This window comes from Erythrobacter sanguineus (genome assembly GCF_900143235.1).
In the GTDB taxonomy this organism is placed as follows: Bacteria; Pseudomonadota; Alphaproteobacteria; order Sphingomonadales; family Sphingomonadaceae; genus Erythrobacter; species Erythrobacter sanguineus.
In genome coordinates, this window is the sequence record NZ_FRDF01000008.1 from 35,499 (window position 1) to 47,808 (window position 12,310).

17 protein-coding genes are annotated in these 12,310 nt (G+C 66.9%); 11 read left to right on the plus strand and 6 right to left on the minus strand.

What is annotated here, in order from left to right:
• Positions 1-18: 18 nt before the first annotated feature.
• From BUA05_RS07735 to BUA05_RS07750, 4 genes are all read right to left on the minus strand, one after another.
• Entirely contained in the window at positions 19-1,038 is a 1,020-nt protein-coding gene (locus BUA05_RS07735) for a transglycosylase SLT domain-containing protein (RefSeq protein WP_143150276.1), read from the minus strand.
• A gap of 104 nt (positions 1,039-1,142) precedes the next feature.
• Positions 1,143-1,538: a flagellar protein FlgN gene (locus tag BUA05_RS07740; RefSeq protein ID WP_245790131.1), complete on the minus strand. Its 396-nt coding sequence runs from the start codon at positions 1,536-1,538 to the stop codon at positions 1,143-1,145.
• A 4-nt stretch (positions 1,539-1,542) separates the two neighbouring features.
• Positions 1,543-1,842 (minus strand): flagellar biosynthesis anti-sigma factor FlgM, encoded by a 300-nt coding sequence (locus tag BUA05_RS07745; protein WP_084662529.1) that lies wholly within the window; start codon positions 1,840-1,842, stop codon positions 1,543-1,545.
• A 76-nt stretch (positions 1,843-1,918) separates the two neighbouring features.
• Entirely contained in the window at positions 1,919-2,467 is a 549-nt protein-coding gene (locus BUA05_RS07750; RefSeq protein WP_086616530.1) for a flagella basal body P-ring formation protein FlgA, read from the minus strand.
• 182 nt (positions 2,468-2,649) lie between these two features.
• Here BUA05_RS07750 and BUA05_RS07755 point away from each other — a divergent pair, with 182 nt between their 5' ends.
• Positions 2,650-3,750, plus strand: a complete 1,101-nt coding sequence (locus BUA05_RS07755; RefSeq protein WP_158093695.1) for a GGDEF domain-containing protein — start codon at positions 2,650-2,652, stop codon at positions 3,748-3,750.
• A 121-nt stretch (positions 3,751-3,871) separates the two neighbouring features.
• On the opposite strand, the gene BUA05_RS07760 is transcribed toward BUA05_RS07755, so the two are convergent.
• Positions 3,872-4,336, minus strand: a complete 465-nt coding sequence (locus BUA05_RS07760) for a hypothetical protein (RefSeq protein ID WP_072674098.1) — start codon at positions 4,334-4,336, stop codon at positions 3,872-3,874.
• Entirely contained in the window at positions 4,333-4,965 is a 633-nt protein-coding gene (locus BUA05_RS07765) for a MotA/TolQ/ExbB proton channel family protein (RefSeq protein WP_178139160.1), read from the minus strand. Before BUA05_RS07765 ends, BUA05_RS07760 begins: the two co-directional genes overlap by 4 nt.
• Before the next feature lie 290 nt (positions 4,966-5,255).
• On the opposite strand from BUA05_RS07765, the gene flgB reads away from it, so the two are divergent.
• Genes flgB through flgK form a run of 10 tightly spaced genes read left to right on the plus strand, consistent with a single transcriptional unit; the run spans position 5,256 to position 12,303 of the window.
• A complete protein-coding gene (flgB, locus tag BUA05_RS07770) occupies positions 5,256-5,615 on the plus strand; it encodes a flagellar basal body rod protein FlgB (protein ID WP_072674100.1) in 360 nt (119 codons plus the stop codon).
• Entirely contained in the window at positions 5,612-6,028 is a 417-nt protein-coding gene (gene flgC / locus BUA05_RS07775; RefSeq protein ID WP_072674101.1) for a flagellar basal body rod protein FlgC, read from the plus strand. Before flgB ends, flgC begins: the two co-directional genes overlap by 4 nt.
• Complete coding sequence (locus BUA05_RS07780) at positions 6,028-6,351, plus strand: flagellar hook capping FlgD N-terminal domain-containing protein (protein WP_072674102.1); 324 nt, start codon at positions 6,028-6,030, stop codon at positions 6,349-6,351. Before flgC ends, BUA05_RS07780 begins: the two co-directional genes overlap by 1 nt.
• A 31-nt stretch (positions 6,352-6,382) precedes the next feature.
• Positions 6,383-7,198: a flagellar hook-basal body protein gene (locus BUA05_RS07785; protein WP_072674103.1), complete on the plus strand. Its 816-nt coding sequence runs from the start codon at positions 6,383-6,385 to the stop codon at positions 7,196-7,198.
• A 6-nt stretch (positions 7,199-7,204) separates the two neighbouring features.
• Positions 7,205-7,951, plus strand: a complete 747-nt coding sequence (locus BUA05_RS07790; protein WP_072674104.1) for a flagellar basal body rod protein FlgF — start codon at positions 7,205-7,207, stop codon at positions 7,949-7,951.
• A gap of 24 nt (positions 7,952-7,975) precedes the next feature.
• A complete protein-coding gene (gene flgG / locus BUA05_RS07795; protein ID WP_072674105.1) occupies positions 7,976-8,767 on the plus strand; it encodes a flagellar basal-body rod protein FlgG in 792 nt (263 codons plus the stop codon).
• 8 nt (positions 8,768-8,775) lie between these two features.
• A complete protein-coding gene (locus BUA05_RS07800) occupies positions 8,776-9,492 on the plus strand; it encodes a flagellar basal body L-ring protein FlgH (RefSeq protein ID WP_072674106.1) in 717 nt (238 codons plus the stop codon).
• An 11-nt stretch (positions 9,493-9,503) separates the two neighbouring features.
• Positions 9,504-10,619, plus strand: coding sequence for a flagellar basal body P-ring protein FlgI (locus BUA05_RS07805; protein ID WP_072674107.1), 1,116 nt, complete (start codon positions 9,504-9,506; stop codon positions 10,617-10,619).
• Positions 10,616-10,960, plus strand: a complete 345-nt coding sequence (locus BUA05_RS14750) for a rod-binding protein (protein WP_072674108.1) — start codon at positions 10,616-10,618, stop codon at positions 10,958-10,960. Before BUA05_RS07805 ends, BUA05_RS14750 begins: the two co-directional genes overlap by 4 nt.
• Positions 10,960-12,303 (plus strand): flagellar hook-associated protein FlgK, encoded by a 1,344-nt coding sequence (flgK, locus tag BUA05_RS07815; RefSeq protein ID WP_072674109.1) that lies wholly within the window; start codon positions 10,960-10,962, stop codon positions 12,301-12,303. Before BUA05_RS14750 ends, flgK begins: the two co-directional genes overlap by 1 nt.
• Positions 12,304-12,310: the final 7 nt, after the last annotated feature.

Below are 12,310 nucleotides of genomic sequence, written 5' to 3' on the forward strand. Positions count from 1 at the left end.
CGGGCAGCTCGGAACCGCTCACAGCCCGAACGCCTTCAGCCGGTCATATGCACGGCGCACCTGCACAGGTGCGGCGCTGGCCTCTCCGCCAAAGGCCGCGCCGAGCACCTGCGAAATCGGCACGCGCGGCGGCGGTGATAGGGCGGGTGGCAGCGCGCCATTGAGCGCAGGCGACGGGCCAGCGCCCAACCCGGCTGCATCAGCGATGCGATAAGGCGCGGCGGCGGGGCCTGATGTGCGGGCATAGTCGGTGTGGGCATAGTCAGTGCGGGCATGGTCAGCACGGGAAGGCCGCACCCCCTGTCCGCTGCCCGCGCGGTCGAGCGCGCGTTCAAGCTTCCCCGCGAGCACGTCCATCACCCCTGCAAGGCTGCGCGGCGTGCCGTCAGGCTGGTAGAAGATCGTCCGGTTGGCGGCGGCAGGCCGGGCAAACAGGGTGGCAGCGCTTTGCGAAGGGTCATCCTGCATTTCCGACAGGAACCGCCCCGCCCCTCCCGCGCCAAGGAAATGGGCAAGGTAAAGCTCCGAATGATCAGGCGCGCGGCCAAGGATCGGGGTCAGATGCGCACGGTTATCCTCGGCCAGTCCTGCCGCCATCAACGCGGCGATCTGTGGGTCGGCGCGCAGGGCGAGGATCGCCTCACGCTGCGCCGGATCGGCGACCAGGGCGCTGCCTGACGCGCTGAGTGCAATGTTATCGGCCATCCCGCCCAGGCCAAAGCGCCCGCCATGCTTCCTGACCGTATCAAGCCAGGTGCTCTCGATGAACTGGTACAGCCCGGTCGCGCTGGAAGTGCGGGCGCGGGCATCGGGGTTCATTGCGGATTCGACCTCGGCCTGCGCGAGCAGGAAACCGAAATCGACACTCGTCTGTTCGGCCGCCCGCGCAATCGCGGCCTCGACCGGGGTATCGGAGAGCGGGACGGCAATCGGGCGCACGGGTCCGCCCGCGCCCGCCGCCTGATGGCTGCGGGCGGCGGCATCAAACCCGGCGCGGATCGAGCCGGACGGCAAAAAGGAAGGGGGTGAGGTGCTCACGCAAACTCCGCCTGATCGCGCAGCGCCGCAGAGCGCGACGCTTTCAGACGGGGACGTTGCAAGCCGCGTGCCAGAACGACGGCAACTTGATTAAGTGTGAATGCTTACGCGCTCACCGGCGCATAGGCCCTGCGCGGCATCCGGCGGGGGCCGCCCAGCGCCTCGATCCGCGCGGCAACATTGGCGGCAAGCAGGTTGCGCACCCGGCGGTTGACCTCGTTCAATTGCCGCGCGGTCTCGGCCAGGCCGCGGGTCTCGCCGTCGAGTTCATGCGGGCCAAACGCCGCCAGCAGGCCGCACAGCGACTCCTTCTCGCGCGCCGAGCCGATCAGCCCGTCGGCATCCAGCGCGGCAAGCGCTTGCCGCTCATCTTCAAGCACGGCAATCATCTGCCGCAGGCTTGCCGCCAGAGGCGCGGCTGGCGCAGGCGTGGCTGGCACAGGCTGGGCTGGCACAGGCTGGGCTGGCACAGGCTGGGGTGAGGCGGGGATTTCGATCATCATGTCAGGCCTTGGCCGGCAGCGCGAAGCTGATCTGCGCGGCGATCATGGCATCGACGATTTGCGTCGGCACCAGCGGATAGGACCCATCCTGCAGCGCAGCGCGGATCTGCTGCACGCGCTCAGCATCGACCGGCACGCTGGCCGCACCCGCGGCATTGGCAATCTCGACACTGACACCCGAAGCGGGGGCCGCAGCGCTGCGGGGCGCAGCTGCACGCGCTTCGATCTGCGCGCGGTCGCTTGTGGAGACCGCGCGCGGGACGGCGATCCCTTGCAATTTGCTCAGTTCGACAGAAGGCATGGCGTATATCCTTGATGGGATTGTGACAGGCAGAACGGCCCACCGGAGGCGAGTTTAAGGGGCTGTAAAGAAATCTTCAGCTGGCCGGGATGATCGCAAGACCGGGGCGTTCGATCCGGGCGCGCAGAGGTTCGGCTTTGCGCGCGGTGCGCACGAATATCCATTCGCCCACTGCGCCATTTTCCATCGCTTCACCCGACTGCTGCACCGAAAAGCCGCGCCCGCGCACCATGATCGTCAGCGCATCGCCGCGCTTGATCGCCGGGGGTGCCGGGCGGGCCGAGGGGGCAGAGCCGCCGCTGGAATCGACCGCGACGAAAATCCGCCAGTTGTCCGGACCGGGGCATTCGACCCGCACCGAGCTGCGCGCATTGCCGTGCCACGCCACCGCCAGCGGCGCTTCGCAGGCCGCTAGCCGCAGCCGCCGGTCAGCCGGTATTCGCGGGCCGCCGGGGGTGCCAATGGCGGAACCGGTAAAGGCCACCACTGCACGATCAATCGTGTCAGGATCGGTAAAGCCGCCCGCGCTTCCGGCGCGCGCCGCGCCATCACACAGCGGCAGCAGCATCACGGCGGCCAGCGGGGCGAGCCGCCAGCCATCGGGCCAGGGATTGGTGATTTCCATGCATATGCTCCTGTCAGACGCGCCAGCTTGCGCGGGGGGATGCCCGACAACCCAGCAAGGGCCGTGCCAAGCCAGCCGCATCACGACCTAAGGACTTTACCGGAGGTCTGGCGCCGCACGGCTTAAGCATGATGCGGCTAGGGGTGGCGGCAAGAAATCCATGCAGCCTTCAGGTGTTTGCCATGTCCCTTGCTTCCCGCTTATTCGCCCGATCCTACCGTCCTCCTGCCCAAGCCGCCGCCGGGACTGGCGACCAAACCGCCACCCCGGGCCGCGCCGACGAGGCCCGCCGCGCGCTGCTGGCGCGGATCGGAGAATTCGTCGAGACCCATGATCTGTCTGTCAGCGCCGCCAATCTGGCGACCATCTGCGGCGGGCTGTCGGGATCGCATCCGGAATTGGCGCAGGCCTTCGCCGCGCGCGAGATCGCGGGCCAGCCGATCGATCAGCGCTGGCTCGACACGATCGCTCGCCTCGACCCCGAAGGCCATGCGCGCATTGCCGAGCTTGAGGTGCTGATGGACCAGCTGGAATATTCGCTGATGCGCTTTGCCCAGACCGCGCATTCGGCGCAAAGCGAAACCAGCGATCACCGCGGCGCGCTGGGCGCACAGATCGAGGCGATGGCCGAAGTTGCCATTGTCCCGGCGGCAGCCACCGAACTGGCGCGGGTGATCGACCTCTCGCGCGCAATGCTGACCCGGATCGAGCAGGTCGAAGTCGCCATGGCGCGCAGTCAGGAAGAAACCGATCACCTGCGCGAAAATCTCGTCCGGGCGCGGATGGAAGCCGATGTCGATCACCTCACCGGCCTGCCCAACCGCCGCGCCTTTGAACGCCGGCTGGCCTCCGCCGCGATCGAAGCGCGCGCCAAGGGCGAGAAACTGAGCATCGCGTTCTGCGACGTCGATCGCTTCAAGCTGATCAATGACAATCACGGCCACGATGCGGGCGACCGGGTGCTGTGCGCGGTGGCGGCGACGCTCAGCGAACATGGTGACAATGCCTGCTTCGCCGCGCGCCACGGAGGCGAGGAATTCGTGCTGCTGTTCTACGGCATGGACAAGGAGGCAGCGCGCCTGCGACTGGATATGATCCGCCGCGCGCAGGCCGCGCGCCAGATGATGAACCGCGAGAACGGCCAGCCGTTCGGACGCGTCACCTTTTCGGCCGGGGTCGCGGAAGTGACCGAGGATAGCGATACCCGCAGCGCGCTGGGGCGGGCCGACGCGGCGCTCTATCGCGCCAAGCAGGAAGGCCGCAACCGGGTGGTGGTGGGCTAATGCCAATGCTCGATGAGCGTGACTCATCGCGCATTGGTTAAGCCCGTGCGGCGCCTGAGCATTTCCAGCGCGTGATGCGTCAGCATCCTGGCGCGCTGGCATAAGCTGATCCATCGTCCGCTTACTGCGCGTATGCCGCCGGCACTTCATCATAGGCGAGGCTGGCATAGAGATCTGTCTCGGCCCCGGCTGTGATGATGGTCCGCACCGGCACCGCGCCACCGCTTGCGCCAGCTGCCAGCGCGCGCGCCGCGTCCCATGCCGCTGCCTCGCCGCCCGGGCGATAGCGCGCAAAGACTGTCAGCGTCGCTCTCGGGTCGTGCGGCTGGGCGGCGAGCCATTCGGCCAGCGTTGGCCCATCCGTAACCGGACGATAAAGCGCCTGCGCAGCGGCGATCGCGGCGGTGGCGGTCCGCGCGCGGGTTTCCTCCGCGCGCGCCGCGCGGTCTGTCGGCTTGCGCCCGGTCTCTGCCTCGGCGGCCGGCAGGGCGGAAAGCGTCAGCAGGAACAGGATCAGCGCAAGGTCGGCCAGGATAACCTGCCAGCCATGGCCGCCGCCCTTGAGCGGTACGGACGCCGCGCTCATGCCACGCCCCTCAGCTGCGCCCGATTGTCTCGCGGCGGCAAGGCAGGTGCGGCGATCTGTTCGGCGAACCATCGGGCCAGCGCCTCGCGCTGCTGTTCGCGCGCCAGCCCGCGCCGTTCAATCGCGCTGGCCAGCGGATAGCAGGCGAGATGCGCCAGCAGCGCCCCGTAAAGGGTCGAAAGCACCGAGGTCGCGATCGCGGCCATGGTTGCCGCGATGGCATGCTCGCCGCTCGCCGGGGCGAGCTGGGTAAAGGCATAGAGCGTGCCGATCAGCCCGAAGATCGGAGCCAGTTCGCCCGCCCACGCGAACACCTGCGCCGCCGTCACCCGGCGGGCTTCGTCAAGCGCACGTTCGGCACGGCGCGAACGGTCCAGTGATTCGAGCGAACCGTGGCGCAGATAGGTTTCAACCATCAGCCCGAGCGCCCGGTCAGGCGGCAGCATGGGGTTGGCGCGGTGGGAACCGTCGCGCCGGATCGCGCTGACCGCGCGGGCCAGCGCCTTGCGGTTGGCGTCCTCATCGAACCCCGACCCCATCAGCCCGCCCGCCTCGCGCAGCGCAGCGCCGAAATCGCGCCAGCCGCAGCGCGCCGCGCAGGCTAGAACTGTGCCCGCGACCACGATCATGAATGCTCCCGGATCGATCAGGGAGCTGACATTGTCCGGCATCGGGTTCCCCTCGCTGGCCCCAGGCAAACAGGGCCTTCGCAAGGTCAGAACGTCAGCCGCGCTGACCGATTAAGCCTACGTATTACCGGCAGGCCTTTGCCGGAAAGGCGGCAAGGGTTTGCCATCGGGCCGCGCTTTACCCGCGCCTGCGCCGTCTCAGCACAAATTGGCACGCTTCCTGCACAATCGAAGTCGCACTGGCAGGCAACCCGGTTTCGGACGGTCTGCACAACCGAGCGGAGACCCGCATGAACGAGAGACTTTTCGGCATCCACGGCGCGGCGCTGACCTTGCGGTCGGAGCGCATGGGCGTGATCGCCTCCAACATCGCCAATGCCGCCACCCCGGGTTACAAGGCGCGCGACATTGATTTCGGGGCCGCGCTTGATGCGCGCCTCGCCAGCCAGCGCGGCGATGGTGCCGCCACCAGCGACCCGCGCGCCGGAATGGTGTGGCGCAACCCGACCATGCCTTCGCTCGATGGCAACACGGTCGAACTGAACCGCGAACAGGTCGCCTTCGCCGAAAACGCCGTTGCCTATTCGGCAAGCCTCAGCTTCGTGCAGGGCAAGGTCAACACCCTCACCCGCGCGCTGAAGGGTGAATGACCATGCCCGAACGCGCGCCCATGACGCTGTTTTCCATGACCACCCGCGCGATGAGCGCGCAGATGGTGCGGATGAACGCGGCGACATCGAACCTCGCCAATGCAGGCTCTGTCTCCTCTACCGAGGAAGGCGCCTATCGCCCGATCCGCACGGTGTTTGCCGTCGAACTCGATCGCGCCTCAGGCCTTGCCGGGGTGACATCGAGCGGGCTGGTGCGGGCCGAAACCGCAGCCAACAAGCGCCACGATCCCTCGCACCCGCTCGCCGATGCCGATGGCAACGTGTTCGAGGCACCGGTCGATGAAAGCGCCGAGATGATCGAGATCATGGAGAGCGCCCGCCAGTATCAGAACCTGGTGCAGGCACTCCAGACCGCCAAGCAGCTGATGCTCGAAACCCTGAGGAGCCAGTAATGACCACCACCAGCAATGCGATCACTCCTGCCGCGCAAAGCACGCTCGATCGGCTCAACACCCCTTCGCGGCTCACCGGCGGCGGGCTGGGGTCGCTCGACGGCGGCGATTTCCTGCGGCTGCTGACGACGCAGCTGACCTTTCAGGACCCGCTCGAACCGACCGATAACGAAGCGATGCTGGCGCAGATGGCGCAGTTTTCCTCGCTCGCCGCGACCACCGAAAGCGGGGCCACGCTGGAGGACATCTCCGCCAAGCTCGACCGCCTGATTGCCGCGCAGGAAGCAGCCTTGCGTCTTGCCTCACCCCCCGTTCAGCCCTGACCCCAATCCCCAACCAGAGGATCACACACCTATGTCCTTCTTCACTTCCCTCAGCGGCCTGCGCAATGCCGAAACCGACTTGCGCGTGATTGCCCACAACATCGCCAATGCCGAAACCGCCGGCTTCAAGAAAAGCTCGGCGCAGTTTTCCGATCTGGTCGCCAGCGGTTCGGCCACCGATCCGCGTCGGACCGCCGGGATCGGCGCGACCGTGTCGGCAATCACGCAGGACTTCGCGCTCGGCCCGCTCGAACAGACCGGCCGCAGCCTTGATGTCGCGATTGACGGCGACGGCTTCTTTGCGCTCGAAAATCCGTTCTCGGGTGAACTCAGCTTCACCCGCAACGGCAATTTCCAGCTGCGGGCCACCGGGGAAATGCAGGATGCCAATGGCAACCGCCTGCAGGCCTTCCCGGTCGATGCTGCCGGGGTTCCGACCTCGGCCGTGCCCGCCGATGTGATCGTGCCGCTGACCAATGCGGCCGGTTCGGGACTGGCCAATGTCACGATCGACAATCGCGGGATTGTCAGCGCCGCCTATGCCGATGGCACCTCGACCCCGATCGGACAGATCGCGCTCGCCACCTTCGCCGCACCAACCGGACTGCGCGCCATCGGCCAAACCAAATGGCAGGCCTCGGGCGATTCCGGCCCGCCCAGTTTCGGCAACCCCGGCATCGGCAATAATGGCGAGATGATCAGCGGCGCGCTGGAACGTTCCAATGTCGATCTGGCCGAGGAAATGGTGTCGCTGCTGACCGCGCAGCGCAATTTCCAGGCCAATGCCCGCGCCATCGACACCGCGACGCAGATTTCGACCACCGTCATCAACCTGCGGCAGCAGTAAAACGCGATGGACCGGCTGATCTACACTGCCATGACCGCGATGAACGCGGCGATGGACCGGCAACGGGTGGTGGCGAACAATCTCGCCAACGCCTCGACCCCCGGCTTTCGTCAGGAAATCTTCGCGGTCACCCCGGCCACGCTGAAGGATGGCTCACTGGAAGCCCGCGCCATGGCGCGCGGCAATGTGCGCGGGGCGGACATGACAGCGGCGCGGGTGGTGCCGACCGGCAATCCGATGGATGTCGCGCTGGAAGGCGAAGCGCTGCTGGCCTATCAGTCACCCGACCTTCAGGGAGAGATCTATTCCCGCCGCGGCGACCTGCGTGTTGCCGCATCGGGCGTGATCGAAAATGGCGAAGGACTGGCCGTTCTGGGCGAAGGCGGCACACCGATTACCGTGCCGCCAGGGTTCAGCATCGCTATCGCCGCCGACGGCACGATCATGGCAAGCGATCCGGCCGCGCCGAACGCACCTGCCGAGACGATCGACAAGCTGCGGCTGGTGACGCCGAATGGCAGCCCGCTCGCCAAGGGGATCGACTCATTCCTGAAGGTGCCGAATGGCGGCGTGTTGCCCCCCGATCCGACCGCGCGCCTTGCCACCGGCGCACTTGAACAATCCAACGTCGAAACCGCCGATACGCTGGTGCAGATGATCGAAGCCCAGCGCGCCTTTGAACAGCGCGCGCGGATCATCCAGACCGCAGGCGAGCTCGACGAAGCCTCCAGCGGCCTGATGGGCCTGCGCTGAACCCTTTTCAAGGAGCACTGACCAATGCCCACCTCCGCCCTTCACGTCGCCCGCACGGGCCTTGAGGCTCAGGATGCGCGGATGCGCGTCATCGCCAACAACCTCGCCAATATCGGCACCACCGGGTTCAAGCGCGACCGTGCGGACTTCGCCACGCTCGCCTATCAGGAACAGCGCGTGGCTGGTCAGGCATCGACCGGGCAGACCGCGTTCGCGGTCGGCCTCAACCTCGGCACCGGGGTGCAGGTCCAAGGCACCACCCGGATCGAGGCGCAAGGCACGCTCAACAACACCGCCAACCCGCTCGATCTGGCACTGGATGGCCCAGGCTATTTCCAGGTGGAACTGCCGCCGGGCGGCGAAATCGCTTTCACCCGCGCCGGCAATTTCACCCTTTCGGCAGATGGCACGCTGATCACCTCGCAGGGCTATGCGCTCCAGCCGCCCTTGCAGGTGCCGCCGGGCGCGCAATCGGTCGTGATCGCGCCCGATGGCACGGTGAGCGCGCTGACACCCGGCGATGCCGCACCCACGCTGCTGGGCCAACTGACCGTCGCCAGCTTCGTCAACTCGGCAGGCCTGCGCGCGATCGGCGACAACTTCCTGGTCGAAACCGCCGCTTCCGGCCCGGCAGAGCTCGGCTTTGCGGGCGAGAACGGGCGCGGGCAGATCCGGCAGGGGATGCTCGAATCCTCCAACGTCAATGTGGTCGAAGAGCTGGTCGAGATGATCGAGGCCCAGCGCGCCTATGAAATCAATTCCAAGATGGTGAGCGCGGTCGACGAAATGCTGCGCAACGCCAATCAGACATTGTGAGAAACATCATGACGGCTCGATACCTCATCCTTGGCGCAACGCTGGCACTGGGTGCCTGCATGGGGTCAGGCGGCAGCGGGCCGCAGACAGGCTTTACCGCGCCCCCTCCGCCCGGCGCGGCGATGGTGGCGGCAGGCGTGGGCGATCCCATGCTGGTCGCCGCACCGCAGCCGCTGGCACAAACCGCCAATGCGGGCGCGATCTTTCAGGTGGGGAACGGCTATTCCGGCCTCGTCACTGGCACCCGCGCGCGGATGCTGGGCGACATGGTGACGATCATCCTCACCGAAAACACCATCACCACCAAGAGCACGGCGGGGCAGACCAACCGTTCGGGCAGCTTCGGAATCACCCCGCCCGCCTCCGGCCCGCTCGATTTTCTCAACCCCGATGCCCTTAAAGCTGCGGCTGAAGGGTCGTTCAGTGGTGGGGGCAATGCCGCGCAGCAGAGCCGGTTGAACGGCGCGGTCGCGGTGACCATCGCCGCGATCTACCCCAACGGCACCGCCGAAGTGGTCGGAGAAAAGCAGATGATGTTCAGCCAGGGCGAAGAATGGGTTCAGTTCGCCGGACGCATCCGCCTGATCGACATTGATGGCGATAACCGCCTTTCCTCCGCCCAGGTCGCCAATGCCCGGATCATCTATTCAGGGCGCGGCGCGGTGCAGCAGGCGAGCCGCCCGGGCTGGCTGAGCCGCTTCTTCAACAAGATCTCGCCGTTCTGAGGGGCCACGCCATGAACCATATCCGCATTCTCCCCCGGCTGCTCGCCGCTGCACTGGCGCTGTTTGCAGCGCTCGCACCGGCCGCAGCCGCCGCCGAACGCATTCGTGATGTCGGGCAGTTCGAAGGCCTGCGGGCCAACCAGCTGACCGGTTATGGCGTCGTCGTCGGCCTGCAAGGCACCGGCGACAACAACCTGCAATATGTGACCGAAGCGATGCGCGGCGTGTCCGGCAGGCTAGGGCTGCAACTGCCGCCCGGCGCCAGCCCGATCCTGCGCAATGCCGCAGCGGTGATCGTGACCGCAGAACTGCCCGCCTTTGCCAAGCCCGGCCAGCGGATCGACATTACCGTTTCCACCCTTGGTCAGGCCTTGAGCCTGCGCGGCGGGGCGTTGATCCTCACCCCGCTTTATGGCGCTGACGGACAGATTTACGCGATGGCGCAGGGCAATGTCGCGGTCGGCGGGCTGGGCGTGTCGGGCCGCGATGGTTCGCAGCTTACCGTCAATGTCACGACCGTGGGCCGGATCGCCGATGGCGCGACGGTCGAACGCGCGGTGGCGACCGGTTTCGATGCCTTGCCGACCCTGCGCTTCAACCTGCACAAGGCCGATTTCCTCACCGCCGCGCGCGTGCGCGATGCGATCAACGATCGTTATCCCGGCATCGCCACCATTGCCGACGGGGTCAGCATCGAACTCATCCTGCCGCAGGGCAATGACCTGCGATCAGGCCTGATGGCCGAGATCGAGATGCTCGCCGTCACCCCTGCGCCGGTTGCCGCGCGGGTGATCGTCAACAGTCGCACCGGCACGGTGGTGATCAACGACGCGGTGCGATTGTCGCCCGCCGCAGTCAGCCATGGCAAGCTGGTGATCCGGATCGATGAAAGCCCCACCGTGGTCCAGCCCGAACCCTTTGGCGCAGGCCAGACCGCGATCGAGGAAGCAAGCGACATCACGGTTACCGAACGCGCTGACCGGGTCGCCTACATGCCCGGCGCGACATCCTTGTCGGAGATCGTCGATGCGCTGAACCTGCTTGGCGTGGGTGCGGCGGATCTGGTGGTGATCCTCGAAAGCCTCAAGCAGGCGGGCAGCCTGCAAGCTGAAATGGTTGTGCTGTGACCGGCCCGTCTGCCCTTCCCCCCTTCCGGTCGACTGGTCCGGTCGTACCCGGCAGCTCGGCGCGCTCTGCGGATGTATCCCCGGATCGCGCCGAGCTGCACACCGAATTGCGCAAGGCCGCCGAAGGCTTCGAAGCGATCATGGTGCGCAAGATGCTCGCCACCGCGCGCGCGGCAAGCTTTGCCGAGAAGACCCCGCTGACCGGTGGCGGGATGCAGCAGTTCCAGACCATGCGCGATGAACACTTCGCCGATATTGCCGCGTCAAGCGGTGCCTTCGGGTTTGCCCGGAGTATCGAGGCACAGCTTGCGCAATATCTGCCTGCCAAAGGTGACGAATAATGCCCAGCGCGATCTTCACCATTGGACGGAGCGGCCTGACCGCGTCACGCCTCAGCCTTGAGCTGACGGCGCAGAACATCGCCAATGCCGCCAACCCCGATTATGCGCGCCGCACCCTGACGCAAGGCGAACTGGTGATGACAGGCAATATCGGAATTTCCGCCTCGGCGGATTCGCTGGGCGGCGCGCGGCCGGGCGTGGTGGTGCGCGCCGAAAGCATGCTGGTGCAGCGCCAGGCCCGCGATAGCGCATCCGCGCTGGCCGCGGCAGAGTCCGAATTCTTCGCCATGCGCGAGGCTGAAAGCGCGCTGGAAACATCGGGCGTGTTCACCGGCCTGATCGAATTCGAAGCCGCGCTGACCCGGCTGGAAGGCAACCCGCTCGAACCTGCGCTGCGCCTTTCTGCGCTTGAAAGCGCGCGCCAGATGGCCAGCAATTTCCGCGTCGCCGAAGGCACGCTCGCCAATGCCCGCAGCCTGGTGCAGGACGGGGCCGCGGCGGAGGTGCTGACCGTCAACGAATTTGCTGCCGAACTGGCCAAGGTCAACCGCGATCTTGTCGCTTCGCGTGAAGGCACGGCGGGCCGCGCGGCGCTGCTTGATGCGCGCGACAAGGCGCTGCGCGGCCTGTCCGAACAATTCGGGATCGCCGCGGTCATCAACGCCAATGGCACCGCTGACGTGACGCTCGACGCTGCGCCCCCGGTCGCGCTGGTGACGGGCGGGGCTGCCGCGAGCATGGCGATCAGCGTCGCTACCGATGGCACGCTGGCCTTCGACGTCGGCGGCACCGCTTTTGTGCCCGCCAGCGGCGCGATGGCCGGACGCGCCGCCGCGCTTGACCAGATGGCCGGGCTTCAGACAGAGATCGACAGCCTCGCTGCATCCGTAATCGCGATTGCCAATGGCGCGCAAGGCGCAGGCGTGGACGCCGATGGCAACCCCGGCCAGCCACTGTTTTCAGGCACAAGCGCCGCCGATATCGACGTGGCGCTGGTCTCTGCCACCGGCCTTGCCACCGCCCCCGCCGGCGCACCTGCGGGCAGCCGCGATACCGCCAATCTCGCCGCGCTGCTGGGGGGGCTGGGGGCTGAAACCGGCCCTGCCGCCACCGCCGATGCGTTGTTGCTGGGCCTTTCCAGCCGCGTTTCCGCGCTCGATACGCGGCGCGAAGGCTTGGGCGTGGTCACCGCCAGCGCCGAGGCCGAACTGCTGCGCGAGACCGGGGTCGATCTTGATACCGAGGCGGCCAATCTGGTGCGCCTGCAACAGGCATTTGCGGCCAATGGCCGGGTGATCCAGGTCGCCACCGAGCTGTTCGATACGCTGCTGGGCCTGAGGTAGAGGAGCG